The 24,778-nt window shown below is 56.1% G+C and carries 24 protein-coding genes; 14 read left to right on the forward strand and 10 right to left on the reverse strand.

Annotated features, from left to right (window positions below; translation table 11 throughout):
• Positions 1–155: 155 nt before the first annotated feature.
• Positions 156–1,376, forward strand: a complete 1,221-nt coding sequence (locus L1F30_RS14110) for a TonB family protein (protein ID WP_253357014.1) — start codon at positions 156–158, stop codon at positions 1,374–1,376.
• Positions 1,377–1,434: 58 nt separating this feature from the next.
• Here the strand turns inward: L1F30_RS14110 and L1F30_RS14115 are convergent, their stop codons facing one another.
• Positions 1,435–1,986: a hypothetical protein gene (locus L1F30_RS14115; RefSeq protein WP_253357016.1), complete on the reverse strand. Its 552-nt coding sequence runs from the start codon at positions 1,984–1,986 to the stop codon at positions 1,435–1,437.
• A gap of 133 nt (positions 1,987–2,119) precedes the next feature.
• Between L1F30_RS14115 and L1F30_RS14120 the strand changes: the two genes are divergently transcribed.
• Genes L1F30_RS14120 through sthA form a run of 3 tightly spaced genes read left to right on the forward strand, consistent with a single transcriptional unit; the run spans position 2,120 to position 5,853 of the window.
• Positions 2,120–3,544, forward strand: a complete 1,425-nt coding sequence (locus L1F30_RS14120) for a YdiU family protein (protein ID WP_253357018.1) — start codon at positions 2,120–2,122, stop codon at positions 3,542–3,544.
• A 51-nt stretch (positions 3,545–3,595) separates the two neighbouring features.
• The gene (locus L1F30_RS14125) at positions 3,596–4,459 is read left to right on the forward strand and encodes an HDOD domain-containing protein (protein ID WP_253357020.1); all 864 of its coding nucleotides are present in this window, start codon (positions 3,596–3,598) and stop codon (positions 4,457–4,459) included.
• A complete protein-coding gene (gene sthA, locus L1F30_RS14130; protein WP_253357022.1) occupies positions 4,456–5,853 on the forward strand; it encodes a Si-specific NAD(P)(+) transhydrogenase in 1,398 nt (465 codons plus the stop codon). The genes L1F30_RS14125 and sthA overlap by 4 nt, the downstream gene beginning before the upstream one ends.
• 13 nt (positions 5,854–5,866) lie before the next feature.
• Here sthA and L1F30_RS14135 read toward each other — a convergent pair whose 3' ends face one another.
• Positions 5,867–6,535, reverse strand: a complete 669-nt coding sequence (locus L1F30_RS14135; protein ID WP_253357024.1) for a methyltransferase — start codon at positions 6,533–6,535, stop codon at positions 5,867–5,869.
• Between the two features lie 165 nt (positions 6,536–6,700).
• On the opposite strand from L1F30_RS14135, the gene L1F30_RS14140 reads away from it, so the two are divergent.
• A complete protein-coding gene (locus L1F30_RS14140) occupies positions 6,701–7,039 on the forward strand; it encodes a hypothetical protein (protein WP_253357026.1) in 339 nt (112 codons plus the stop codon).
• Between the two features lie 297 nt (positions 7,040–7,336).
• Here the strand turns inward: L1F30_RS14140 and L1F30_RS14145 are convergent, their stop codons facing one another.
• The 5 genes from L1F30_RS14145 to L1F30_RS14165 form a co-directional block, all read right to left on the reverse strand.
• Positions 7,337–8,449, reverse strand: a complete 1,113-nt coding sequence (locus L1F30_RS14145; RefSeq protein ID WP_253357028.1) for an AI-2E family transporter — start codon at positions 8,447–8,449, stop codon at positions 7,337–7,339.
• A gap of 72 nt (positions 8,450–8,521) precedes the next feature.
• Positions 8,522–8,869 carry a hypothetical protein gene (locus L1F30_RS14150; protein ID WP_253357030.1) on the reverse strand — a complete coding sequence of 116 codons (348 nt, stop codon included), beginning with the start codon at positions 8,867–8,869 and terminating at the stop codon, positions 8,522–8,524.
• The gene (locus L1F30_RS14155; RefSeq protein WP_253357032.1) at positions 8,848–9,609 is read right to left on the reverse strand and encodes a TSUP family transporter; all 762 of its coding nucleotides are present in this window, start codon (positions 9,607–9,609) and stop codon (positions 8,848–8,850) included. The genes L1F30_RS14150 and L1F30_RS14155 overlap by 22 nt, the downstream gene beginning before the upstream one ends.
• 24 nt (positions 9,610–9,633) lie before the next feature.
• The gene (locus L1F30_RS14160; RefSeq protein WP_253357034.1) at positions 9,634–10,266 is read right to left on the reverse strand and encodes a 1-acyl-sn-glycerol-3-phosphate acyltransferase; all 633 of its coding nucleotides are present in this window, start codon (positions 10,264–10,266) and stop codon (positions 9,634–9,636) included.
• A gap of 59 nt (positions 10,267–10,325) precedes the next feature.
• A complete protein-coding gene (locus tag L1F30_RS14165; RefSeq protein WP_253357036.1) occupies positions 10,326–10,916 on the reverse strand; it encodes a 1-acyl-sn-glycerol-3-phosphate acyltransferase in 591 nt (196 codons plus the stop codon).
• A 254-nt stretch (positions 10,917–11,170) separates the two neighbouring features.
• Here L1F30_RS14165 and L1F30_RS14170 point away from each other — a divergent pair, with 254 nt between their 5' ends.
• From L1F30_RS14170 to L1F30_RS14180, 3 genes are read left to right on the forward strand one after another with little or no spacing between them, the layout of a single operon-like run.
• A complete protein-coding gene (locus tag L1F30_RS14170; RefSeq protein WP_253357038.1) occupies positions 11,171–11,680 on the forward strand; it encodes a Dps family protein in 510 nt (169 codons plus the stop codon).
• A gap of 32 nt (positions 11,681–11,712) precedes the next feature.
• Complete coding sequence (locus tag L1F30_RS14175) at positions 11,713–12,702, forward strand: amidoligase family protein (protein WP_253357040.1); 990 nt, start codon at positions 11,713–11,715, stop codon at positions 12,700–12,702.
• On the forward strand, positions 12,699–13,418 hold the full coding sequence (locus L1F30_RS14180) for a gamma-glutamyl-gamma-aminobutyrate hydrolase family protein (RefSeq protein ID WP_253357042.1): 720 nt from the start codon (positions 12,699–12,701) through the stop codon (positions 13,416–13,418). The genes L1F30_RS14175 and L1F30_RS14180 overlap by 4 nt, the downstream gene beginning before the upstream one ends.
• A gap of 136 nt (positions 13,419–13,554) precedes the next feature.
• On the opposite strand, the gene L1F30_RS14185 is transcribed toward L1F30_RS14180, so the two are convergent.
• On the reverse strand, positions 13,555–15,132 hold the full coding sequence (locus L1F30_RS14185) for a peptide chain release factor 3 (protein ID WP_253357044.1): 1,578 nt from the start codon (positions 15,130–15,132) through the stop codon (positions 13,555–13,557).
• 347 nt (positions 15,133–15,479) lie between these two features.
• On the opposite strand from L1F30_RS14185, the gene L1F30_RS14190 reads away from it, so the two are divergent.
• Positions 15,480–17,234 carry a DUF885 family protein gene (locus L1F30_RS14190; RefSeq protein WP_253357046.1) on the forward strand — a complete coding sequence of 585 codons (1,755 nt, stop codon included), beginning with the start codon at positions 15,480–15,482 and terminating at the stop codon, positions 17,232–17,234.
• A gap of 71 nt (positions 17,235–17,305) precedes the next feature.
• Positions 17,306–18,253, forward strand: a complete 948-nt coding sequence (gene rlmF / locus L1F30_RS14195) for a 23S rRNA (adenine(1618)-N(6))-methyltransferase RlmF (RefSeq protein ID WP_253357048.1) — start codon at positions 17,306–17,308, stop codon at positions 18,251–18,253.
• Here the strand turns inward: rlmF and L1F30_RS14200 are convergent.
• Together L1F30_RS14200 and L1F30_RS14205 are read right to left on the reverse strand one after the other, a co-directional pair.
• On the reverse strand, positions 18,250–19,044 hold the full coding sequence (locus tag L1F30_RS14200; RefSeq protein ID WP_253357050.1) for a hypothetical protein: 795 nt from the start codon (positions 19,042–19,044) through the stop codon (positions 18,250–18,252). The two genes, rlmF and L1F30_RS14200, sit on opposite strands and share 4 nt — an antisense overlap.
• Before the next feature lie 26 nt (positions 19,045–19,070).
• The gene (locus L1F30_RS14205; protein ID WP_253357052.1) at positions 19,071–20,207 is read right to left on the reverse strand and encodes a CaiB/BaiF CoA-transferase family protein; all 1,137 of its coding nucleotides are present in this window, start codon (positions 20,205–20,207) and stop codon (positions 19,071–19,073) included.
• A gap of 224 nt (positions 20,208–20,431) precedes the next feature.
• Between L1F30_RS14205 and L1F30_RS14210 the strand changes: the two genes are divergently transcribed.
• The 4 genes from L1F30_RS14210 to L1F30_RS14225 all read left to right on the forward strand — a co-directional run bounded on the left by L1F30_RS14210 (position 20,432) and on the right by L1F30_RS14225 (position 24,770).
• Positions 20,432–22,228 (forward strand): acyl-CoA dehydrogenase, encoded by a 1,797-nt coding sequence (locus tag L1F30_RS14210; protein ID WP_253357054.1) that lies wholly within the window; start codon positions 20,432–20,434, stop codon positions 22,226–22,228.
• A gap of 92 nt (positions 22,229–22,320) precedes the next feature.
• Positions 22,321–22,740, forward strand: a complete 420-nt coding sequence (locus L1F30_RS14215; RefSeq protein WP_371922665.1) for a MaoC family dehydratase — start codon at positions 22,321–22,323, stop codon at positions 22,738–22,740.
• Between the two features lie 130 nt (positions 22,741–22,870).
• Positions 22,871–23,548, forward strand: coding sequence for a histidine phosphatase family protein (locus tag L1F30_RS14220; protein ID WP_253357059.1), 678 nt, complete (start codon positions 22,871–22,873; stop codon positions 23,546–23,548).
• 10 nt (positions 23,549–23,558) lie between these two features.
• Positions 23,559–24,770 carry an acyl-CoA dehydrogenase family protein gene (locus L1F30_RS14225; protein WP_253357061.1) on the forward strand — a complete coding sequence of 404 codons (1,212 nt, stop codon included), beginning with the start codon at positions 23,559–23,561 and terminating at the stop codon, positions 24,768–24,770.
• Positions 24,771–24,778 lie beyond the last annotated feature (8 nt).

Here is a 24,778-nt window from a genome sequence, read left to right on the forward strand (position 1 = left end):
GGCATGACAATCCAACGCCGGGCACCCCAAAATGCCTATTGAAGTAACAGCCAAACGCTGTAGAGTAAGCCATTGGCATGATTATAAAAGATACCTAGGCCACATAACATTACGCTATATAGCCATTTAGCTGACCAACAGAGTGACTTTCCGCTATGACAACTCGCTTTCACCGCTGGCTCGTTGCGCTGTGCGCAAGTTTCGCAGCCATGACACTGCAGGCTGAGCCCCTGCTAAACGGGATATCCTCCTACACCAAACTGGGTCAAGAACAATTCCTCGCAGGCCTTTACCTGCCCTCCACCACTACCGATGTAGGCACCGCCCTTAACGTGGGTGGCGAGCGCCGCATGGAATTGCGCATTACCGGCCGCTCGGTTTCCGCACGAGGCCTCAGCCGCATGTGGATTGAAGGCATTGCCATCAACATTGCCGGCGACCAGCTGCAGGCCAACGCCGACGGTATGGTGGAATTCACCCAAATGACCAAGGGCCGCCTGCGCAACGGCGATACCGTGGTCATTGATGACATTCCCGGTGAAGGCATCAGTGTCACGATCAATGGCGTGGAAATGGGCAAAATCCGCCGCGCGCCTAATCTGTTCAACATGTTGTTGGCCACCTGGGTGGGCTCTGTGCCGCTGTCTTCAGAATTCCGCGATGCCATTATGGCCGGTGGCAACATCAACCCGGATTTACTCGCGCGCTACCGCGCCACCAGCCCAACCGATGAGCGCATTGCCGCTGTACAGGAATGGAAAACACCTGCTGCTGCACCTGCCCAACCTGCAGTTGCCGCCAGCAGGCCTGCACCCGTTGCCGCACCTTCGGTTTCGGCGCCGTCTGTCGCTGCACCTACCTTGGCCGCAGCGGCGGCCGCCAAACCTGAGGTGAGTGCACCCAGCGCCGCTGCCAAGCCGCAAGTAGAACAACCCAAGGTTGAACAGCCTAAAGTGGCCCAGAAAAAGCCAGAGCCCAAACCAACACAGGTAGCTGCAGCCAAGCCTGTGAACAATGCCTTCCTTGACGACGACGAGCTTGAAGAAGAGGAAGAACCGCTCCTCACCGCAGCTTCGCTTGTGAGCCGCCAGCTGTACCACTCCAAACTCCTGCGTTGGACTTACAAAAACATTCGCTACCCCAAGCGCGCACTGCAGCGTGGCCAGGAAGGCTCTGTGCGTGTGGCAGTGTTGATTGACCGCAACGGCAAGGTGATGAACATGCAGGCGCTGGAGGAATCCCGCCACAGCCTGCTGAATTCCGAAGCACTGAAAGCCGTAGAGCGCTCCGACCCTTTCCCGCCAATGCCACAGGATTTGCAGGGTGACCGCTTCGAATTCACGCTGCCAATTACCTTCAGCATTCCGAAAGACTAAACACTCATGCAAACAAAAAGCGGCCAATGGCCGCTTTTTTTATACCCGGCGAAATCGACTAATGAACGCTCGCCAATGCCGAGAGCCGCTCTGTAATCACCCGGGCAATGGCGGCGCGATCTAATTCAGACATATCTGCAAGCCGCTCAAGGCTTAGGGCGTGCAAGTGCAGGCAAGGTGTGGTGGCGTTCATTTCACGCAAGTCACCCTTCATTAATACCGGCAAAAAGGGGCGCTCTGGCGGACGGTGGTGATTAACCAGCTCAATGCCCACTTTGAGCGGCACTGTGCGGTATTTGGTTTTGCCGCTCTTAAACGGAATGCACAGCATCAGCGGGTGCTCGCGCCCGGGAATAATATGCAGCCCCGTGGATAAAAGCGCCTCGGGGGTGACGTTGTTAAAGGTATCAAAATGGGCGTAGGGGTTTGGCAGTATCACCAACTTGCGATCTTCTTCGCGGGGCACAAAAATATTGTAATTGGTGTAGAGCTGGTTAACAGACTGGGAAAACACACACAGCTTGTTTTCAAACCCCATCACAAAGTCGTGGGCATTGGCCCGCTCGGAGAAGGCATCTAAATCCCAAATCAGGTCTTTGTTTTGCTCCATCTAGCACCTGCCCTCACCTGTGTCGTTGGCCATAGCTGCAGCCTTTGCTGGCCGCAGCGCTACCTAAGTCTAGCCGCTATTAACCCATTAAGTGTGGCATCATGCGGGTAAGCTTTACCTGAGTATATGTTCAATGCCTGCCAAGTTCGACAATTCCTTTGCACGCCTGGGGCCAGAATTTGGCACGCGTCAGATGCCTCTGCCGCTCGCAAATGCCACCCTTATTCACCTGAACCAAGCGCTGGCCGAGGCACTGGCGTTGCCTCAGGAGGCTGTGCAACAGATGGTGTTAGGTGAGCCACTGCCGCCCGGCTGCGAGCCATTGGCGATGGTTTATGCGGGTCACCAGTTTGGCGGCTTCAGCCCGCAGCTAGGTGATGGCCGGGGCCTGCTACTGGGCGAGTGGTGCACCGCGGGCAACCGCTGGGATTTACACCTCAAAGGCGCCGGGCGCACGCCCTATTCGCGCTTTGGCGATGGCCGGGCCGTGCTGCGCTCAAGCCTGCGCGAATACCTGGGCTCTGCAGCCATGCAGGGCCTGGGTATTCCCACCACCCAGGCCCTGGCACTGGCCGGCAGCCGGCAAACGGTGATGCGTGAACGCGCAGAGCCCGGCGCCACTTTGCTGCGCGTCACCCGCTGTCACATCCGTTTTGGCCACTTTGAATACTTTTTCTACCAAAACCAGCAGCCATTACTTGAGAAGCTGGTGAACTACTGCGCCAGCCGGTATTTAGCGCAGGGCCAATACTCGCCCGATGACACCCGCGCCAACGCTCGTGCCTTGCTTGCATTGGCCACCCGCAGCACAGCCAAACTCATTGCCCACTGGCAGGCTACAGGCTTTGCCCACGGTGTGATGAACACCGACAACATGTCGCTCATTGGCGAAACTTTCGATTTTGGCCCCTACGGATTTTTAGATGATTTCGAACCGGGCTTTATTTGTAACCACTCAGACGACCAAGGTCGCTACGCCTTCGACCGGCAGGCGGCCATCGGCCTTTGGAACCTCAATGCCCTGGCACACAGCCTTTCCGGCCTGATCGCCATAGACGACATAAAAACAGAGCTTGCCCACTACCAGCACACGCTCAGCGAAACCTATTACACCTTGATGATGGGCAAACTCGGGCTTAAAGCCCAGGCCAATGAAACCCAACAAGCCTTGCTGCAGGATTTGCTCACGCTACTGGCCGCCAACCGCACCGACTACACGGGGTTTTTCCGCGCTTTAAGCGAAAGCGCAGAGCAGGCCCGCGATCTCATTACCGATCGCCCCGGCGCCCTGCAATGGCTTGAACGCTATAGTGCCTGTTGCAACCAGGCCGCCGTGCCCGAGCGCGAAACTTACATGCGCGCACGCAATCCTAAGTTCATTTTGCGCAACTATTTAGCGCAACAAGCGATAGAAAGTGCCGAAGCTGGCGACTTCTCCATGCTGGAAGATTTGTTCACAGTACTCAGCGCCCCCTACGATGAGCACCCAGGCCACAGCGCCCTTGCCAAGCCGCCCGCAGCACACCAGAAGCATCTGCCGGTGAGTTGCTCAAGTTGATCTACACTAGGTGTGTCCTCAGATTTTAGCCGCCAGTAGCAGAGACACTCCATGAACAACTTAGCCTTCGAGAACCCGGACGCACAAACCATTGCCCACGCCCTGCAATCGCGCACGGCCAGCCGGGAACTGGAAGTGCCACTGCTGCCGGAAGTTGCCAACAAAGTGATTACCCTCTCACAAGACCCGGAATCCGATGCCGCCCAACTGGCAAGCCTGATACAAAGCGATCAGGCATTGGCCGGCCACGTGATGCACATCGCCAATTCGGCGGCCTACTCACCCAATGCCACACTGGTATCGCTGCAGCAGGCCATTACTCGCCTGGGCATGAACCTGATATCAGACATAGCGCTGGCGGCCTCTATTTCGGCGAAAATGTTTAAAGCACCCGGCTTTGAAAACCACATTCAATCCATATGGCGCCACGCTCTGGCCACTGCCCTTTGGGGTAAAGAAATTGCGCGCCAGGGCCGGCGCAACGTTGAGGCCACATTTTTATGCGGCCTACTACACTCCATTGGCCGGCCTGTGGTTATCCAGGCGGCCCTGGATTGTGCAAACAAAACCCACACCAAATTGAGCGAGGCAGATGTACTGCTACTTGAAGAGAATCTGCACACGCCCGTAGGGGTTGCCGTTGCCCAGCGCTGGGAAATGCCCCAGATTGTGTGTGAATCCATTGAGTTTTTCCACGCATACGAAAAGGCCACGCAAGCGCGCGAGCAAACCACCATGATCAATGGCGGGGCCGCCTTTGCCACTCACATGCTCACACCTGATCAGCTCAGTGCCGAACAACTCACCGCACTGCCGGTGTTGGCCGACCTCAATTTGTACGATGACGAAGTGCAAAGCCTGCTCGATAAAAAAGACGATATAAAAAGCACCATGGAGGCCATGCTCGGACGATGAGCTACGACTACGATTTGATTGTGATCGGCAGCGGACCTGCCGGTCAAAAGGCCGCCGTACAGGGCGCAAAAGCGGGGCAAAAAGTGGCATTGGTAGAGCGCGACAAGGTGCTTGGCGGCGCCTGTGTGCACCGCGGCACCATCCCTTCGAAAACCCTGCGCGAAAATGCGTTGCGGGTGAAAAACATGCGCGCCAACGCAAGCCTTGCCAATTTTCAGCTGGCCGAAGACACCGAGATGGCAACCCTTATCGACCGGCTAGACCAAGTGCTGCTTGCCCACGACCACTACATGCGCAAGCAAATTGAACGCAACAAAATAGAAACCATTCACGGGCGCGCAAAGTTTGTGGATGCCCACCAACTTCACATCGCCAAAGTGCGTGGTGAAGCGCAAACCTTGAGCGCTGAAAATATCATCATTGCCACCGGCTCCTTTCCCCGCAAGCCCGACAACATCCCCGTTGATCACGAATACCTGTTCGATAGCGATTCCATTTTATCCATGCTGTACTTACCCAAAAGCCTGACGGTACTCGGCGGCGGGGTGATTGCCAGTGAATATGCCTCTATTTTTCAGGCGCTCGGGGTCAAGGTCACCATGATCGACAAATACCCGCGCCCGCTGGGTTTTTTGGATCAGGATTTAACCGATAAATTTGTGCACGCCTTTACCGACATGGGCGGCACCTGGCTTGGCGAACACACAGTAGTAAGCGCACGCTTTGATGGTTTAGCCGGTGTGATTACCGAGTGCAGCAACGGCGCCACAATACGCAGTGAAAAACTGCTGTGTGCCGCCGGGCGCATCGCCAATGTGAAGGATTTGTGTATTGAGAACGCAGGCCTTGCGCTTAATGAACGAGGGCTCATTTCCGTAGACCAGAACCTCAGAACCAGCACGCCCAACATTTTTGCCGCAGGCGATGTGATTGGGCCACCGAGCCTTGCGTCCACCTCAATGGAGCAGGGCCGGCGCGCCACCTGCAATGCCATTGGCCTGAACCTGGGGCGCATTGCCAGCGTCATTCCCTCGGGTATCTACGGCATCCCCGAGCTCAGCGCCGTGGGGCTTACCGAGCAGCAAGCCATTGAAGCCAACGGCGCAGCCATTGTAGGGCGCGCCAACTTTGAAGAAATTGCCCGCGGGCAAATTTCCGGCATCCAGGATGGCATGCTTAAACTTGTCTGCGATCCGCAGGGTGAGCAGCTGCTGGGCGTCATGATTGTGGGCGAAGGTGCCACCGAGCTCATTCACATTGGCCAAATGGCCCTGCTTAACGATGCACCGGTGGATATTTTTGTAGAGAGTATTTTTAACTTTCCCACCCTTGCCGAAGCTTACCGCGTGGCCGCACTGGCTGTGATTGGCCAGCGCAAGAGGGCCAAGCCCTAAGAGCACGATTAAGCTAACTCACTTGAAAGCCATAGAAATTCACCAGGTTGTATTGGGCAAGCTCGCCTAAATCCGGCCAGGTGCGGGCTTGAGCTTCTCCCAATAACACAAACCCCGGCGCCGGCACTTCACGCACCCGCGAATCGGCTATCAGCACACCGGCTGCGCGCTCAGTCAGGCCCGCTACCTGCGGGCGATTATCCGGGTCGTAGAGAATGTCGGCGGCCAGCAATACATCCACCGCTGGCGCCTCATCGAGCGAAGCCACCCGCTCCACGTTTACCCCGTTTAGCTCGGCATTGGCCGCAATGGCCGCCTGGGCATAGGGGTCGGTATCGCAGGCCCACACACGGGCGGCGCCCGCCATGGCACATGCAATGGCCACCACACCGCTACCGGCCCCTAAGTCCAATACCTTGCGCCCGCGCACCCGCTCAGGCTCGGCCAGTATCTTGGCCGCCAGCGCCTGGCCACTGGCCCAGCAAAAGGCCCAATAGGCGGGCGCGGCCATTACCCGGGCCGCCACTTCATGGCTGAGCGGCCGATCTGCCAACAACGCGGCATCCAGCAACCACAAGCGCAAGGGTATGCGTGGTAAATCCGTGATACACAGCGCCCCATCGGGCAGGCTTGCACGCAAATTTCGGGTTAATTGTTCAGTCACCGGGCGAGTCTCGGGCATTTATTGCCAATAGCGCTAAAGGGCAGCACTTTAGGCATATTCATAAGAATAAAGTATTAAACAAGGTACCAGCGCACAGAAAACAACCAGCCAATACCTGTATATTAGTTTCATGGAGTAGCGGGAAGGGATGCGACCAAATTACCCCGTAGAGAGCGTGCCCCAATGAACACTGTATTTTACACCTGTCGTACCAGCCTGTTGCTCTGTGGCACCCTGCTGGCTTTGTGTATAAAGGCGCACGCTGGTGAGTCTATCTCCCCCACCTTTTTCTCCGCCGACGACAGCGCACTGTCACAGGCCCGCACCGACGCCATTCACTTCCATCTGCACGCGCGCACTGAGCAAGAAGACAAGGCAGCCTCTGCAACTGGTCTGATTGGCTTTTTGGCCAAGGCGCTCACGCCCGGCAAACTCGAGCGCCCGGTGCATGAAGAAGGTTTCCGTATTCACACCCAATCAGACGACAAGGGCTTTGCCCTAAACGCGGCCTATCGCTTCTAGCGCAATAGTTAAAAATTTAAAGCGCACCTTGGTAAGCAAGCGCTCACACACTTGTCGCAACGGCCCTTAAGGCTTGCCACCAGTTAATGGCCCTTCACGCGCCGCGCTTTTGCCACCAGCCCCAACGGGCTTGAACCTGTGCAGCCATATATCTGCTATCTGCTATCTGCAGCCATGTTCAGCGATGCCTGACCTTTGGCGCCGGGGTTTGCAAAACGCTTTGGGCAGCTAAATTCATTGCGTATTGAGCCTCAAGCTAGGCGCCAGCGGTGGCAGGCGGACTCGCTTTCAGCGCGCTTAATCTTTTGCGGTTTCACCCTTTGAGGCTTCGTCAGCGGCCACAACCAAAGCGGCAATGGGGCTGTCTTCTAGTTGCTCGGCATCGGGCGGGGCATCGCCCAGCACCATGCCAAGCCAGGCTGTACCCGGGTAGCTTTCCAAGGCGATTTTTACTGTCATGGTGAGCGGCACAGAGAGCAACATGCCCACAGGCCCCAGCACCCAGCCCCAAAATACCAAGGATAAAAACACCACCAGGGTTGAGAGGTTCAGGCCACGCCCCATGACTTTGGGCTCAAGCACATTGCCGATAACCACGTTTATGGCCACGTAGCCGGCGGCCGTCCACAGGGCATCGGGCAGCCCGAGCTGCACCAGTGCCAGCAACACCGCGGGCACCGCTGCCAATAGCGAACCCAGGTTGGGTACAAAGTTCAGCAAAAACGCCATGGTGCCCCACAGCAAGGCGTAATCCACCCCCAAGAACCACAACCACAGGCTCACCAGGGCACCGGTGAGCAGGCTCAGCCCGCTTTTGAGCGCCATGTAGTGATTCACCGATTTGGTGAAGCGGTTGATACCCACTATGGTGCTTTGCAAATCTTCATGGGCGCGGGCCAGGCGGTCGGCAAAACGCATTTCCTCGGCAAGAATAAACACCACTGTCAGCAAAATCAGAAAGGCGTTGGTCATTAAATTGCCAAGCGAAGACAGCGTATTACCCGCCAACGCCAGTGCCGCAGAGGGCTTGATGTGCTCGGCCCAGAAGCCGCGATCTATCTCCAGCCCCCGGCCCGCAAGCCAGGCCCTGAGGCCCGCACTCATGTCTTGCAGGCGCGCCTGATAATCCGGCAAATCCGCGCGGAACGAGGCTATAGATGAGCCCACCACCGCACCAATTACCGCGCCCACCAGCACGATGAGGGAAATGATCACCAGCACCGCCAGGCCACCGGGCAGGCCGCGGCGCTTCATCCACAGCAATGGAGGCGAGCAAATAACCGCAATAAACAACGAGAGGAAAAACGGCACCAGCAGTGATTCTGCCGCGCGCATGCCGGCCACCACTATCACAAAGGCCGCCAGGCCAACCATAAAGCTCAATACTGGCCGGTTCACTCCATCGCCCATGGGCTACTCCTTGATTGTGGCCACACCGGCCGAATAGTTATTAGCGCAAAAAAACAGGCCGAATTGAACCACTTAGCGGGCAGCCTCACAAGCCCGCAGCTCGGCGGCAATGTCGGCGAGTTTGCGCCGGCCTTCGGTGTCAAACAGATGTGCGCTGCTATCACCCAACAGGTGCGCCTCTTCAATATCAATACAGCGCAGGCGAATAGCTTCAAGCTTTGGGTCGTAGCGCAGCGGCATGGCAGTGAACACCACCCAATCTTTATGGCGCGCGCGCCCGGCTTCGATTTCGGCCAACAAGCGCAAAATATTGCCGGCATCTATGCGATAGCTGGGCCGCTTTAGCCGCATCAATAGCCACAAGACCGCGCCAAACAGCATCAGCGTTGCCAGCAGCGTTATTGCCCCCACGAACGCCATAACAAGTTCCCCGCAATGGCCAAGGTTACCCACACAAGTAAGGGCTTTACCAAGCGGGCACCCCGGCTGATGACTAAATTAGACCCGATGCGGGCCCCCACAATTTGTGCCGCGGCCATGGCAATGGCCAAGCCCCACCACTGGTAGCCCGAAGCCACAAACACCAGCATGGAGGTGACATTTACCACCAGCACGAAGGGCTTGGTGCTGGCGGTGGCGGCGCGCATTGGCTGGCCTCGCCAGCGGGCAAAGGCGGCAGCATAAAAAGACCCCATGCCCGGGCCGAAGAAACCACCGTACAGGCCGAGGCCCGTGCCTGCAATCACGTTAAAAGGGCCCTGCCCCATTCGCGCAGGGCGGGGCTCATCTGAAATATCGGGGGAGAAGGCAAAATAGAGCGCCAGCAAGAGCAGTAAGAGCGGCAGTAGCAGCTTTAACCAGTCTGATGGCATGCGCTGGATAAGCCAGGTGCCGGCCACAGCGCCCACCAGCGCACACAAAAGCCCGGGCCAGAGCGGCCTGACATCCAGGTGCCCCTTGCGAAAGAAGTTCAAAGTAGAGGTAAGTGTGCCGAACACACTCTGGAATTTATTGATGGCCAGTGCATTGAGCGGCGGCACACCCGCCCACAACAACACCGGCAACACTATCAACCCGCCGGCCCCTGCAATGGAGGAGATAAACCCCGCCACAAAAGCCACCAACACAAGCCCTGCATAAACCCACCAAGCCCATTCCATGAATGCCTCCCGGTGGGTGAGCGCTTACTGCAGCGCCGGGCGCTTGCCGCGAAAGCTCTGGATAAAGGTTTTCACGCGCTCAAGGTCTGCCATCATGTCTTCACCGGGGGTAAACATATCGGCAAAGTGAATCGACTTGCTGGGGTAGTCCATCCCCACCAGCAGCACCGGCACCTGGGCGCCCTTGGCGATGCGCAGAAAGCCTGTTTTCCACTGGTCTACTTTAGAGCGGGTGCCCTCGGGCATCAGCGCAACAATCTGGTTGGCGTTGTGGCGAAAGCTATCTACCGCTTGCTCTACCATGCCCGTGGCTGCACCGCGATTTACCGGAATACCACCCAATTTGTACCACAGGCCCGTGAGCGGCCAGCGAAAAATCGTGTGTTTACCCAGCCAGGAAACTTTCACCCCCAGCGCCAGAATGGCAAACATGGCCACCACAAAATCCCAATTAGAGGTGTGCGGGCCGCCGGCAATCACCAACTGGCGTACCTTTGGCAGCTCGCCGGTCATGCGCCATCCCATGGTGCGTAGGCCCAGGCGTCCCAGCCAACGGGTAAAACGGTTGCCCATGCGCGGCCACTCATCCGGTAAGTGGGTAATTACCTGGTCAGAGCTCGGCGGTAAAGGGGCCTTATGGTTGGGGGGCTGACTCATCAAACTTCTCAAATGTATTGGGTGAAACGTGGCCATACCCCTGGCCACGCAAGAATCCACTACTGGTATTGCGGCTGGGCGCCCCGGTAGTGGCTATTGATATGGGCACGAATGCGCTCGGCATCGGCCTCGTGATTGCCGGTGGTTGTCCAGAGCTTATCTACCACCAACGCCTTAGACGGGAAATCCCAGGCGATGGTTAATACCGGCACACCCGCCGCATGGGCAATACGCACAAAGCCGGTTTTGTATTGGCCCACTTTTTTGCGTGTACCCTCGGGTGTGATAGCCACCCAAACCGCATCGTGCTCGGCATACCAGCTGGCCACCTGGCCCACCACATCCTGCGAGGCGCTGCGATCAATGGGAATGCCGCCCCACCACCTGAACAAAATGCTGAACGGCCAAATGAACGCCTCTTTTTTCATCAGGTAAGACACCCGAATCCCAAGCGCCATAATCACCGGCATAGCCACAATAAAGTCCCAGTTTGAAGTGTGCGGGGCCAGGGCCACCATCACCTTCTTCTCGTTGGGTAACTCACCCTCCAGGCGCCAGCCCAACAAGTGCAATAAACCCCGGCCCAGGGCGCGGGTAAGGCTACCCCCGAAACGGGGCGCATCTTCAGGTAATAGGGGTACAACAGCCATGGTGTAATTGTAGCCAGATTGGTTGCGAAGGCGCGATTTTAGTACTTTTGTTGGGTTTTGGCACCCCTGCATATCTGACCGGCCAGCCAGCGTAGGGGCCTTGGTAATTTTTACAAAAATCCCACACCCAACACCCTGATTTACAAAGAATTTCTGCAAAAACGGGCCAGAGCCCGCATATTTAGGCGCTGGCACAGGCCTTGCAATTCCCCCTGTACACGGTGCTTGCACCGATCACCCAAAAGGAGGACGCCATGCCTAGCGCAACTATCTTATCCACCAAACCCAAAGAGCAAAAAACCGAGAACGGCATTACTCGCGCAGACCGCAGCGAGCTGGCCAAATTTTTATCAAAGGCACTGGCCGATACGTTCTTGCTGAACCTCAAAACCCTTAACTTCCACTGGAATGTGGTAGGCCCGTTGTTTTACAGCCTGCACAAACTCACCGAAGAGCAGTACGAAGACTTAACCGCATCCATTGATGTGATTGCCGAGCGTATTCGCGCATTGGGTTTTGTGGCCCCGGGCAGTATTACGCAATACGCAGAGCTCACCGACATCAAGGAAGAAACCGGCTCGCCCAGCGCTGAAGAAATGATCAAGCAACTGGCCGACGACAACGAACGCTGTGCCCGCAACCTGCGTCACGCAGTCAGCGCCGCAGAGGAAATTGAAGACGTAAAAACAGCCGACTTGCTCACCGAGCGCATTGGCCAGCACGAAGAAAACGCCTGGATGCTACGCGCGATTTTAAGCTCATAAATCACATTGCACCGGCCGTAAAAAGGATTCCCATGAACAAGTTACACAACAACTGCAAGCTGCCCCCCGAGCGCATGAACCACGAAGGTAAAATGCGCAAGGTGGGCATTGAAATCGAGATGGCCGGGCTCACGCCCCTGCAAATTGTCGCCGCCGTGAAACGCCACTTTGGTGGCGACGAAGCCATGCAGGGCTCGCTGGAGTACGGCGTACTGGATACCACACTGGGTGATTTCACCGTTGAACTGGATTCAACGCCTGTGAAAAAAGCCTACCAACAGGCCTCAGAGATGCGCCTGCCCTCGCCCTTGGATGACGCAGGCAGCATCATCAAGGATTTGGCAGAAAACTGGGTACCTTGGGAGCTGGTAACGCCGCCGGTACCGGTGAATCAACTCGACGCCATTAATGAACTGGTGGGCGATTTACGCAACCAGGGCGCGCTCGGCACCACCAAGGCGCCACAGTACGCCTTTGGCATGCACTTAAATCCGGATTTGCCCGACCTTGACGCCACAACCATTGTGCGTCATTTACAGGCTTACCTCTGTTTATACGATGGCATTGTGGCCCGCGAGCGTCCGAACTTTACCCGCAAGCTCACGCCACACATTCGCCATTACGATGAGGCCTACATTAAAAAAGTGATTGCAGAGGATTATGCGCCCGATATCGACACACTGATAGACGACTACCTGGCGCACAACCCAACACGCAACCGGAGCCTGGATTTGCTGCCGCTGTTTAAATTTTTACGTGCAGAAAAAATCGACCGTGAAATGAACGACCCACGCATCAAAGCGCGGCCCACCTTTCACTTTCGCCTGCCCAACTCCGATATAGATAACCCCAACTGGGGCATCCACATTGCCTGGCATGAATGGCTGGCCGTTGAATGGCTGGCCGCCGACCAGGAGCGGCTGGAACAAATGTGCAGCGCCTACAGCCAAGAGCTGGACCGCTTTGGCCACCACTTGGATGACCAGTGGGAAACCCGCGCTAAAGAGGCACTGCAACAATGACAGACTCACGCCCACACATTGCCGTTACCGGCCCAGATAAAGGCTTTAAAGCCGGCTGGTGGGCCAGCCGGTTTATTTTGCGTGGCCTGGGCGCACGCCCGCACTACATCAGCCCAGCCAATCCGCAGCTTGAGCGGCCGGTAGATGCCGTAATTATTGGCGGTGGTAGCGACATTCAACCCGATCACTACAAAGGCGACCCGATTTTAGGCTACCCCTACGACCCGGCGCGCGATGCCTTTGAAATTGCCGTGGTAGAACAGGCTTTAGCCAAGCGCTTGCCATTGCTTGGCATTTGCCGGGGCGCCCAACTGTTGAACGTGGTAAAAGGTGGCAACCTGTTGGGCGATGTGCGCCCGCTGCGTAAACACACGAGCAATCGCAACTTTATTACGCCCTCGAAATCGGTGCGCCTGTCGTTGGGTTCGCGCCTGGCAAAACTGACCCAGCGCCAACAACTCAAGGTTAACAGCCTGCACAAACAGGCCATTGCCACACCCGGCGAAGGCTTGCAAATTGTGGCCCGCGATAAAGACGACCTGGTGCAGGCGGTGGAAGCACCCGAGGGGTTTGTGATGGGCGTGCAGTGGCACCCCGAATACCTGCCCTACAAAAAACCGCAGCGCGAACTGTTTCGCGGCCTGTGTAAAGCGGCCAGTAACAATTCGCAGCAGGCCACGCTTTCGGTGGAGAAGCGCCGCATTATCTTTTCGTAATTCATCATCACGCAAACGCCGCTTTTGGAATTTTTACTTTACCGCTTTTATTAGCATTTAGTTTTAAAAATAAAAGCGCAAACCACAGGGTGCCCCACTGCGCGCACTGACGCACTGATGAGTGGCGCTCATACCCTTAGTGCTCGCGGGTTGCGCGGAAACGCACTTCGGGGTAGCGCTCTTCGGCCAGCGACAAATTCACCCGCGTTGGCGCCAGGTAAGTCAAATGGCCGCTGCCATCGAGTGCCAGGTTGTCGTGGCACTTGCGTTTAAAATCTTCAAACTTCTTGGCATCGGTACTGTCTACCCAGCGGGCACTGGCAAGGCTAATGGGCTCGTAAATGGCGTCTACCTTGTATTCGTCTTTCAGGCGGTAGGCCACCACTTCAAACTGCAACACACCCACGGCCCCCACAATAATGTCGTTATTGGCCATGGGGAAAAACACCTGCGTTGAACCCTCTTCGGAAAGCTGCTGCAAGCCCTTTTGCAATTGCTTGGTTTTGAGCGGATCTTTCAGGCGAATCCGGCGGAAAAGTTCAGGCGCAAAATTGGGGATACCGGTGAATTTCAGATCTTCACCCTCGGTAAAGGTGTCGCCAATCTGAATGGTGCCGTGGTTGTGCAGCCCGATAATATCGCCGGCCATGGCCTCTACCACCTGCTCGCGATCGCCCGCTAAAAAGGTTACCGCATCGGCGATTTTTACATCTTTGCCAAGGCGCACATGGCGCATTTTCATGCCCTTGCTGTAGCTGCCTGAACACACGCGCATAAAGGCGATGCGATCTCGGTGCTTTGGGTCCATGTTGGCTTGAATTTTAAATACAAAGCCTGAAAAGGTTTGCTCGTTGGCGGCAACTTCGCGGCTTTCAGTTGCGCGCGCGCGTGGGCTGGGGGCCCACTCCACAAAGCCGTCGAGCATTTCTTTTACGCCGAAGTTAGATAGCGCAGTACCAAAAAATACCGGCGTTTGCTTGCCATCTGCATAGGCTGCTTGATCAAACTCGTGGGTGGCACCGCGTACCAGCTCAATTTCATCGCGAATATCATCGGCCTCATCACCCAACAAAGCCGTGGCTTCTTCGCTGTCGAGGCCCTTGATTTCACGAAAATCGTGCAGCGTGTGCCCGTGGCCCGATTCATACACGGTAATGGTATCGGTATAGAGGTTATAAACCCCTTTAAACAGCGAACCCGAACCCAGTGGCCAATTGATGGGGGCCGCAGCGATGTTCAGCACCTCTTCAATTTCGTCCATCACTTCAATGGGGTCGCGAATATCGCGGTCGAGCTTGTTGATGAAGCTCAGAATCGGGGTATCGCGCAGGCGGCACACGTTCATGAGTTTCACTGTACGATCTTCCACGCCCTTGGCGCCGTCAATCACCATCAGTGCCGAATCTACGGCGGTGAGCACGCGGTAGGTATCTTCGGAAAAGTCTTCGTGACCGGGCGTATCCAATAAATTGACCACGCGATCGTGATAGGGGAACTGCATCACCGAGGAGGTTACCGAAATGCCGCGTTCCTGCTCCATGCTCATCCAGTCTGAGCGCGCATGGGGCCCACGCTTACCCTTTACCGAACCTGCCATTTGAATTAACTGGCCCAGCAACAGCAGCTTTTCCGTCACGGTGGTTTTACCGGCATCGGGGTGCGAAATAATGGCAAAGGTACGGCGCTTATCAACGGCCGCCTGAAACTGGCTCATGGTGGTAACTCAATTTGGGGTCAGAATTCGGGGTAGAAAGCCCGCCATTATAGCGGGGATGGCAGCCTTTGGGGTAACAACCTCAACCGGCAACAATACGGCCTTGCGCCGTGGCTCTCTTGGCCGCATTTACGCAGCCCTTGCCACTGCAGCGCCTGCGCGGATTCTGCGCCACAGGCGGCAGCTTGCCCCACAGCCCACACAGGCTATTGGCGCTAATGAGGCGGCGGCCTAAAGCCAGGCAAGCGCCCGCCGGCAGCACTGCTGAGCCCCGGAGTGCTTGCCCCGTGGGTGTCCATCCTCTAGGCTCTGGACACCGAGCCATTTTAATAACAGAGGATTCGCCCATGCGCGTTTGGTCGCTTTTGGTTGCTTTAATTATTTGCGCAGCCCCGTCACTCCCCTCCCACGCCAGCCAAAACAATGAAGCGCAAGCGCTGCATGCCTTATTTGACGCAGACTGGGAAGACTACCTTGCACACAACCCCTTTATGGCTTCCTACCTTGGCGATAAACGCTACAACAGCCAGTGGGGCGATGCCTCGGTAGCGGCAGAGCAGGCCAAAACCCGGCGCCTTGAAAAATCTTTGGCTACATTGCAAAAAATCGACCGGGCCAAATTACCCGCCAAAGACAAAATCAACTACGACCTCTACCAAAGAAAGCTTAAAGAAGAAATTGCCGCTCAGGCCTTCGAGCGCTATCTGGCGCCCATGTCGCAACGGGGTGGCATTCAGTCTATTCAGAACCTGACCCAATACCTGCGCCTGAGTACAGAGCAGGATTACCGCGACTGGCTGGCACGGCTCGCAAAACTGGATACCCAGTTCGCCACCCAGATGGCACTCATGCGTGAAGGCATGAAAAAGGGCATCATGCCGCCGAAAATTGTGATGTCGCGCATTCCCAAACAACTGGCACTGCACCTGGTAGTCAAACCCGAAGACAGCCCCTTTTATGCGCCCTTTGCCAAGATAAACGGGGAGCTTCCAAAACGCACCCAGGCGCAATTACAAAAAGATGCCAAAAAGGTGATTCGCGATGTGGTATTGCCGGCCTACCAGGCGTTTAACACCTTTTTTGTTGAACAATACCTGCCGGCTGCGCGCGATACCGTGGGCATTTGGGATACCCCCAATGGCCGCGCTTATTACACCTATTTAGCGCAGAGCTTTACCACCACCAACATGACACCCGATGCCATTCACGCGCTGGGCAAACAAGAAGTGGCGCGAATAAAAAGCGAGATGATGAAAATCATCAAAGAGGTTAAATTCAAAGGAAGCTTTGAGGAATTCCTCACCTTTTTGCGCACAGACCCGCAATTTTATTACGACAACCCCGAAGACTTATTCAACGCCTACCTGGCAACCAGCAAGCGCATAGATCCAGAGCTTGTGAAATTATTCGGCCACTTGCCACGCATGCCCTACGGGTTGCGCCCCATACCCGAGGCCCAAGCGCCCGACACCACCACCGCCTACTACTCAAGCCCTGCCGCCGATGGCAGCCGCGCAGGCTACTACTACGTGAACCTCTACCAACCGGAAACCCGCCCCAAATACGAAATTGAAGTACTCTCTGTGCACGAAGCCGTGCCGGGCCACCACCTGCAAATTGCCATTCAACAAGAGCTGGGCGACCTGCCCAACTTCAGAAAGTACGATGGCTTCACCGCCTTCACCGAAGGCTGGGGCTTGTACAGTGAAAGCCTGGGCTATGAGCTGGGTCTCTACCAAGATCCATACTCGCGCTTTGGCCAGCTCACCTATGAAATGTGGCGCGCCGTGCGTCTGGTGGTAGACACCGGCATTCACTACAAACAGTGGACGCGCCAACAGGCCATCGATTACTTCAAAGCCAATGCCGCCAAAAGCGAGCAGGATATCGTCAACGAAGTGGATCGCTACATCATCATGCCGGGCCAGGCACTGGCCTACAAAATTGGCCAACTAAAAATCTCTGAACTGCGCGCCAAAGCCACTCGCAAGCTGGGTGACAAGTTCGACATTCGCGCCTTTCACGATCTGGTGTTGGGCTCGGGCGCCGTGCCTTTGGATGTGCTGGAAACCATGGTAGACGAATGGATTGCACAACATTAACGCGACAGCAGTAAGTTAATATACCGCGGCAGGCTCACCTTCGGGCCTGCCCACCACTTACCGGGATCACCGTGAAAACCGCCAACACCAAAGATCGCAATACACCCCCTACCGCGCCCAAGCAACTACACCCCCGCAACATACACACCCACGGCTATGACTTTGCAGCACTCGCCCAAGGCGCGCCGGAGCTTGCGGATTTTATTCACACTAACGCTCAGGGCAATCCGGGTATCGACTACAGCAACCCGGCGGCGGTCGTGGCGCTGAATCAGGCGCTGCTCGCGTGCGACTACGGCATTCAACACTGGCGCATTCCGCCGGGCGCGCTCTGCCCACCCATTCCCGGGCGGGCCGATTATGTGCATACGCTGGCAGAATTGTTGGGCTGCCGACCACCCGGCGACGTTCTGGCCGCACGCGCTCACACAAACAGCCAACCGGCCATTCGCCTGCTTGATATCGGCACAGGGTTCAATGGCATCTATGCGCTGCTCGCAGCCAAAGTGTATGGCTGGGAGGTTGTTGCCTGCGATATTAACGAGGCGGCAATAGCCAACGTAGGCGAGATTCTGCAGGCAAACGCCCCGTGGGCTGGCCGTATTTCACTACGGCACCAGCAAGATAAACACCAGATTTTCGAGGGCATTATTAAGCCCGGGGAAAGCTACGATGTGAGTATGTGCAACCCGCCCTTTCACCCCTCGGCCGAGGTGGCCAAAAAAGCCAACCAGCGCAAACGCCACAACCTTGGCCAGCGGGGCAATGCGCCTTTAAACTTCGGGGGCACCGCCGACGAGCTTTGGTGCAATGGCGGGGAAAAATTATTTCTAAAGAAAATGGCAAAAGAAAGCCACACTTTTAGCGACCAATGCAAACTGTTCACAAGCCTGGTATCTGATCAAGCCAACCTCAAACCCACGGAAAAAGTGTTGCGCAAACTGGGCGCCAAAGAAATTTCAGTACACAACATGCACCAAGGCAACAAAAAAACACGCATACTCAGCTGGCGCTTTTAGGCCAGCCGCTTTTCTGCACGCAGATTGCACAGTTGATCGTGGGCGCGCACAACGGGTTCATGGGAAAAATCCCTCCCCAGGGTTTTAATCAGGCGCACTACGCTAAAATCTTTTGCGCGTTCTGCATACATGGCGGCCCACTCTTTGTAGGCCTGGGTATCACAATCCAGCGGCGAGCGTATTTTCAGGGTTTTGATTTTCATGCGAAATGGCTTGGGCGTTAACCGCGCCCGATAACAACCCTGGCGTTTCGACATTTCAATGTACAGCCAATCCACAAACAGCGCGCGCATCCAGCGGGTAAACCTTGGCTGCTCTGGGGCCACAAAGGTTTTGCCGATTACCCGAATACCCTTGGCGGTTTCATAAATGCGAAAATCCTGCCCAAAAGCCAACTGTTTTTTAATCTTTGCTTCAAACTTGTAAACAATACGCTCTTTTTTAGAGAGCTTGCCCAACCCGCGAAATATATCTAGAAAATCAATCGGGTAGTCGTCTAGGTCGAGAATGGTGTACTCGCGGCTATTGAGAATCAGGGCGCCGTAGCGGCACACTGTAATCACGTTATCGTCATTGAGCACTTCTACGAGCTTTTCTTTGATGGGAACCTGATAATCCTCGCGCCGCTTGCCTGTGCGCACCCTGTGCTCAACATCTTGCGCGTGTTGCAGGGCTTGGCGCTCGGCATCTTCGGCAGAAATGTTGGAGCCTGCCAGCAGCGTAATCTGGGTATCGCGATTGCCAATGCGAACAGGCACCTTGGATTGCACCCAGTATTTAAAATATTTCATCGCACTTTTTCCTTAACAATAATCTACTAGCCAATGCCCCCCTCGGCCTTTAAACGGGCGATTTCGTCGGGCGCGAGCCCAAGCGCGGCCAACACCGTCTCGGTATCAGCCCCCTCAGCCTGGGGCGGCGCAGGCGTTGTACACACACTTCTGCTGAACTTGGGCGCAGGCGCCGGCTGTTGAATGCCTGCAATTTCGATAAATGCCTCGCGCGCAATGTTGTGCGGGTGGGCGGGCGCTTCGGTGTAATCCAACACCGGTGCCACACAGGCATCACGCCCATCAAATATTTCACACCAAGCGGCGCGGGTTTTGGTTTTAAAGGCAGCGGCAAACTTTGCTTTAAGCTCCGGCCAAAAACGCACATCGTTTTGGGCCGGCAGCGACGCCTCATCAATGGCAAGGCCTGCGAGCAAGGCTGAATAAAATGCAGGCTCAATGGCGCCCACTGCCATGCATTTGTCATCGGCGGTGATGTAGGTGTCGTAAAAGTGGGCGGCACCATCTAGAAAATTACTGTGGCGCTGCGGTGCCCAAGCACCGAGATTGGCCAGCGAATAAAACAGGCTCATAAGGCTTGCGCTGCCCTCGGTAATGGCGGCGTCTACCACCTGCCCCTGGCCAGATTTACCTGCCTCAAGCAATGCAGCCAGCACACCCATCACCAAAAACAAACTGCCGCCGGCATAATCGCCCACTAAATTGAGCGGAATGGCGGGCTTTTCCTTGCCGCCAATACCTGCCAGCGCGCCGGACAACGCAATGTAATTGATGTCGTGGCCGGCGGAGTGGGCAAGCGGCCCGGTTTGCCCCCAGCCGGTCATGCGCCCGTACACAAGTTTGGGGTTAACTTTCAGGCAAGCGCTCGGGCCGAAGCCTAAGCGCTCAGCCACGCCGGGGCGAAACCCCTCTATAAGCGCATCGGCATTGCCAACCAATTGCATTAGCACGCGCAGGCCCGATTCGGTTTTTAAATTAAGCGCAATGGATTTTTTACCGCGGGAATTCACATCCAACGCCGATGGCAGGGCAATGCCAGAGGCCTTGGTGCTGCGCTCGACCACAATCACCTCCGCACCTAAATCGGCCAGCAGCATGCCGGCATAGGGGCCTGGGCCTATGCCTTTCATCTCAATAATGCGAATACCAGCCAGCGGACCCATAACTAAACTCCACGCGTCATTTATTTTAATGTAGGCAAAACCTGCGCCTGCACAATGTATCGCCTTGGCCCGAGTGTTGCTCAGACTCACAGGTCACGCAATGATATTCGCGCTCAAGCCTTGCGATAAAAATGTACAGCCACCAAAGTAGGCGGCCAAGTGAGCCATTTGCCGCAGATCTGCGGTATAACCCTCTCACACTCACGGCCAAATAAGGAGCCCCCATGGACACGCCATTGCTGAACGATCGCGATCTGGCATTTATGCTCTACGAATTGCTAGACACCCAAACACTGCTTGGCCGCGAGCGCTATAGCGAACATTCGCGCGAGGTGTTTGATGCCACACTTAACACCGCCAAAACCGTTGCCGAGAAATATTTTGCCAATCACAACGCCCGCGGTGATGCCCAGGAACCCCAGTTTGACGGTAAAAATGTCACGCTGATCCCCGAGACCAAAGCCGCCTGGGATGCCTTTGCCGATGCCGGTTTTCTGGCCGCCCATCACAGTTTTGAAGAAGGCGGGCTGCAAATGCCCGAAGTGATTTTACGTGCGGCCATGGCCTACTTTACCGCCGCCAACACCGCCACTGCAGGCTACGGGTTTCTCACCATTGGCGCCGCCAATTTGATTCACACCTTCGGCTCAGATGCGCAAAAGCAACGCTTCCTACCCGCCATGCTCGATGGCCGCGCCAGCGGCACCATGGCACTTACAGAGCCGGGCCAAGGCTCGGCGCTGGCCGACATTAAAACCACCGCCACCCCCACAAGCGATGGTAGCTACCGCATTGTGGGCAATAAAATGTATATCTCTGGCGGCGATCACCCGCTGACCGAGAACATCATTCACCTAGTGCTTGCAAAAATCAAAGGCGCGCCCGCCGGTGCAGGTGGCATCAGCTTATTTATTGTGCCGAAATTTCTGGTGCAAGAGGATGGGCGCCTGGGGGCGCGCAACGATGTCGTGCTGGCCGGCTTGCTGCACAAAATGGGCTTTCGCAACACCACCTCAACGGTGCTCAATTTTGGTGAGAAACAAGGTGCCGTCGGCTACCTGGTGGGCGAACCCCATCAGGGCTTGAAGTACATGTTTCAAATGATGAACGAGGCGCGCATTGGCGTGGGGGCCGGCGCCGCAATTTTGGGCTATCAGGGTTTCAACTACTCCTTGCGCTATGCACGCCAGCGCCCGCAGGGCCGCCTGCCTTCAAACCGCGATGCCAGCTCTGCCCAAGTGAACATCATTGAGCACGCCGATGTGCGCCGCCTGCTGCTGGCACAAAAAGCCTATGCCGAAGGCGGCCTGGCATTGTGCCTGTATGCATCCTCACTGGTGGAAGAAACACGCACCGGCACCAGTAAAACTGCGCGCGATGAAGCACTCAGCCTGCTTGATTTGCTGACGCCGGTGGTTAAAAGCTGGCCCTCCAAATACGGGCTAAAAGCCAACGATAACGCCATTCAAGTGCTGGGGGGCGCAGGCTACATGCGCGAATACCCCGTTGAGCAATACCTGCGAGATAACCGCTTAAACCCCATTCATGAAGGCACCGAAGGCATTCAGGGGCTGGATTTACTGGGCCGCAAAGTGCCCCAGGCACGCATGGCGGGCTTTCAATTATTTACCCAAGCCATTGAGCAAACCCTCTCACAAGCCCGGGCACACTCACTCACCGCGCCACTGGCTGAGGTGCTGGCCAAGCACCTTGCGCCCTTTCAACGCACCACCCACAACCTTATGGGCCTGCTTGCAAAAGAACCGGATCTGGCGCTGGCCAATGCCACTGTTTACCTGGATGTATTTGGCCACATCACCGTCAGCTGGATGTGGTTGAAGCAGGCGCTAGTGGCGGCCCGGGCGCTTGACAACGGCACACATGAAGCGGACTTTTACCAGGGTAAGCTGCAAGCGGCGCGCTATTACCTGCACTGGGAGCTGCCCGCCATTGAGGCACAACTTGCCTTACTCGATCGCCACGATGCCACCTGCTACCAAATGCAAGATGCCTGGTTTTAACAACTACACACAAGGGAATGACCATGACAACCGAGCAGCCAATAGCACCTAAACAAGCTGACACACAAGCGGTACCCACCGCATTGCAACCCATGCTGCAAGGCAGCCACACCAGTGCGTGGGTGACCCTGGATCAAGCAACTATCAACGCCTTTGCAGACGTCACGGGCGACAAACAATTTATTCACATAGATGAGGCCGCAGCCCGCCAGACGCCCTTTGGCGGCACCATTGCGCACGGGTTTCTGGTGCTTTCTGTAATGCCCGCACTCAACTACAGCCTGCTCGGTGAGCTGGCCAGCGCTCACACCCTGATCAACTACGGCTGCAATAAATTGCGATTCATTGCCCCGGTGCGTGCTGGCAAACGGGTACGCCTGGTGGCTGAGGCCACAACAGCTACAGCCAAGGCGCCCGGCTGGCTGATTACCCAAACCCTGCGCTTTGATATTGAGGGTGAACCAAAGCCTGCCCTGGTGGCCGAATGGCTAAGCCTTTGCGTACCGAAATAACGCCCAGGCACTATCACCAAAATTAATCAGTGAGGATAAGGATAATTGATTTTTCTGATACCTTAAGGCGCGCTAGGATACCTACTCCCCGCCACAACCGGCCGGGCAGTTGTAATCTCTGAGGTAAACCATGTCTGAGCTATACCTCGTACGCCACGGCCAGGCCTCTTTCGGGCAGGCCAATTACGATCAACTCTCGCCCCTTGGCACCCAGCAGGGCCAACTGCTGGGAGAATACTTCAAAGCCCGGGGCATACAGTTTGATCGCATTGTTTCCGGCAACATGGCGCGCCACCTGCAAACCTGCGCCGCCATACAGGCCGGCAGCGGTTGCGCGCTGCCGATCACCCAACAGGCACACTGGAACGAATTCGACTTCGAGCAATTGGTGGCCCAATACCTCCAACAGCACCCGGAGCATAGGCCCGCACCCAATGCCCCGCGCAAGGCCTTCTACACTGTGTTGAAACAAAGCCTGCTGGCGTGGAGTAGCGGCCAGCTGGACGAAACCCCATTGCCCGAAACCTGGCAGGCGTTTCAGCAGCGGGTGAGTGAGGGGCTTGGCGCGCTGCAAGCCACAGCCGACAGTGAGCGGGTATTGGTTGTGAGTTCAGGCGGTGCCATCGCCATGGCCGCAGCACAACTGTTAAGCGCTCCGGCCCACACCATGGTGGCACTCAACCTGCAAATGGCTAACACCGGCCTCAGCCGCTGCTTTTACAACGCACACACGGTGCAATTACATAATTTCAATACGCTGCCGCACTTGGATACCCCAGCGCACGCAGACAAAATCACCTTTTCATAGCGAGCCCAGTATGGATTTCGAATACTCACCCAAAGCCCAAGCCCTGTTGGATCAACTACGCAGCTTTATGGCCGAGCACATCTACCCTAACGAAGCCGCAATGGAAGCCGAGGCAGCAGAGCACCCGTGGGAAACGCCCGCGCTGATGGAAACCCTCAAAGAAAAAGCCCGCGCGGCAGGCCTTTGGAATTTATTTCTACCCAAAAGTTACGGCCAATACAGCCCCGGGCTCACCAACCTGGAATACGCACCACTGGCCGAAGAAATGGGCCGGGTTATTTGGGCTCCTGAAGTGTTTAACTGTGGCGCACCCGATACCGGCAATATGGAAGTGCTGGCCAAGTACGGTAGCGATGCCCAAAAAAGCCAGTGGCTCACACCGCTGATGAAAGGTGAGATTCGCTCGGCCTTCGCCATGACAGAGCCCGAAGTGGCCTCTAGCGATGCCACAAACATTGCCACGCGCATTACCCGCGACGGCAACCACTACATCATCAACGGACGCAAATTTTATATCTCCGGTGCCTGCCGCAAGCAATGCAAAATCATGATTGTGATGGGCAAAACAGATCCGGAAAACACCAACCGCTACCTGCAGCAATCGCAAGTACTCGTGCCCATGGATACCCCTGGCGTGAAAGTGGTGCGCCCCATGAAGGTGTTCGGTTACAACGATTCACCAGAAGGCCACGCCGAGGTGCTGTTTGAAAATGTGCGCGTGCCTAAAGAGAATCTAATTCTGGGTGAAGGCCGCGGCTTTGAAGTTGCACAAGGGCGTTTGGGGCCAGGGCGCATTCACCACTGCATGCGCTCTGTGGGTGCGGCCCAACGGGCGTTAGAGCTAATGTGCGCGCGCGCTAATGAACGCATCGTATTTGGCCAGCCCATGATCAAGCAGCAATCGGTGCGCGAAGATATCGCCCGCTCTGCTTGCGAAATAGAGCAGGCCCGCCTGCTCACCTTAAAAGCTGCCGCGAAAATGGATCAGGCAGGTAACAAAGACGCACAAGATCTTATTGCCATGATAAAAATTGTAGCGCCCAACATGGCGCTGGCTGTCATCGATCGCGCAATTCAAATTCACGGCGCACTGGGTGTAAGCCAAGATACATTTTTAGCGCACATGTTCGCCGCCCAGCGCACCCTGCGCCTGGCCGATGGGCCAGATCAGGTGCACATGATGCAATTGGGCCGCAACCTCGCCAAACGCCACGCACAATAACGGCAAAG

Source organism: Simiduia sp. 21SJ11W-1, assembly GCF_024138675.1.
Lineage (GTDB): Bacteria > Pseudomonadota > Gammaproteobacteria > Pseudomonadales > Cellvibrionaceae > Simiduia.

Excerpts from the sequence above, each read along its gene's own strand:
- L1F30_RS14110 (WP_253357014.1), top strand. The coding sequence starts at position 156 with ATGACAACTCGCTTTCACCGCTGGCTCGTTGCGCTGTGCGCAAGTTTC.
- L1F30_RS14115 (WP_253357016.1), bottom strand. The coding sequence starts at position 1,986 with ATGGAGCAAAACAAAGACCTGATTTGGGATTTAGATGCCTTCTCCGAG.
- L1F30_RS14120 (WP_253357018.1), top strand. The coding sequence starts at position 2,120 with ATGCCTGCCAAGTTCGACAATTCCTTTGCACGCCTGGGGCCAGAATTT.
- L1F30_RS14125 (WP_253357020.1), top strand. The coding sequence starts at position 3,596 with ATGAACAACTTAGCCTTCGAGAACCCGGACGCACAAACCATTGCCCAC.
- sthA (WP_253357022.1), top strand. The coding sequence starts at position 4,456 with ATGAGCTACGACTACGATTTGATTGTGATCGGCAGCGGACCTGCCGGT.
- L1F30_RS14135 (WP_253357024.1), bottom strand. The coding sequence starts at position 6,535 with ATGCCCGAGACTCGCCCGGTGACTGAACAATTAACCCGAAATTTGCGT.
- L1F30_RS14140 (WP_253357026.1), top strand. The coding sequence starts at position 6,701 with ATGAACACTGTATTTTACACCTGTCGTACCAGCCTGTTGCTCTGTGGC.
- L1F30_RS14145 (WP_253357028.1), bottom strand. The coding sequence starts at position 8,449 with ATGGGCGATGGAGTGAACCGGCCAGTATTGAGCTTTATGGTTGGCCTG.
- L1F30_RS14150 (WP_253357030.1), bottom strand. The coding sequence starts at position 8,869 with ATGGCGTTCGTGGGGGCAATAACGCTGCTGGCAACGCTGATGCTGTTT.
- L1F30_RS14155 (WP_253357032.1), bottom strand. The coding sequence starts at position 9,609 with ATGGAATGGGCTTGGTGGGTTTATGCAGGGCTTGTGTTGGTGGCTTTT.
- L1F30_RS14160 (WP_253357034.1), bottom strand. The coding sequence starts at position 10,266 with ATGAGTCAGCCCCCCAACCATAAGGCCCCTTTACCGCCGAGCTCTGAC.
- L1F30_RS14165 (WP_253357036.1), bottom strand. The coding sequence starts at position 10,916 with ATGGCTGTTGTACCCCTATTACCTGAAGATGCGCCCCGTTTCGGGGGT.
- L1F30_RS14170 (WP_253357038.1), top strand. The coding sequence starts at position 11,171 with ATGCCTAGCGCAACTATCTTATCCACCAAACCCAAAGAGCAAAAAACC.
- L1F30_RS14175 (WP_253357040.1), top strand. The coding sequence starts at position 11,713 with ATGAACAAGTTACACAACAACTGCAAGCTGCCCCCCGAGCGCATGAAC.
- L1F30_RS14180 (WP_253357042.1), top strand. The coding sequence starts at position 12,699 with ATGACAGACTCACGCCCACACATTGCCGTTACCGGCCCAGATAAAGGC.
- L1F30_RS14185 (WP_253357044.1), bottom strand. The coding sequence starts at position 15,132 with ATGAGCCAGTTTCAGGCGGCCGTTGATAAGCGCCGTACCTTTGCCATT.
- L1F30_RS14190 (WP_253357046.1), top strand. The coding sequence starts at position 15,480 with ATGCGCGTTTGGTCGCTTTTGGTTGCTTTAATTATTTGCGCAGCCCCG.
- L1F30_RS14200 (WP_253357050.1), bottom strand. The coding sequence starts at position 19,044 with ATGAAATATTTTAAATACTGGGTGCAATCCAAGGTGCCTGTTCGCATT.
- L1F30_RS14205 (WP_253357052.1), bottom strand. The coding sequence starts at position 20,207 with ATGGGTCCGCTGGCTGGTATTCGCATTATTGAGATGAAAGGCATAGGC.
- L1F30_RS14210 (WP_253357054.1), top strand. The coding sequence starts at position 20,432 with ATGGACACGCCATTGCTGAACGATCGCGATCTGGCATTTATGCTCTAC.
- L1F30_RS14215 (WP_371922665.1), top strand. The coding sequence starts at position 22,321 with ATGCTGCAAGGCAGCCACACCAGTGCGTGGGTGACCCTGGATCAAGCA.
- L1F30_RS14220 (WP_253357059.1), top strand. The coding sequence starts at position 22,871 with ATGTCTGAGCTATACCTCGTACGCCACGGCCAGGCCTCTTTCGGGCAG.
- L1F30_RS14225 (WP_253357061.1), top strand. The coding sequence starts at position 23,559 with ATGGATTTCGAATACTCACCCAAAGCCCAAGCCCTGTTGGATCAACTA.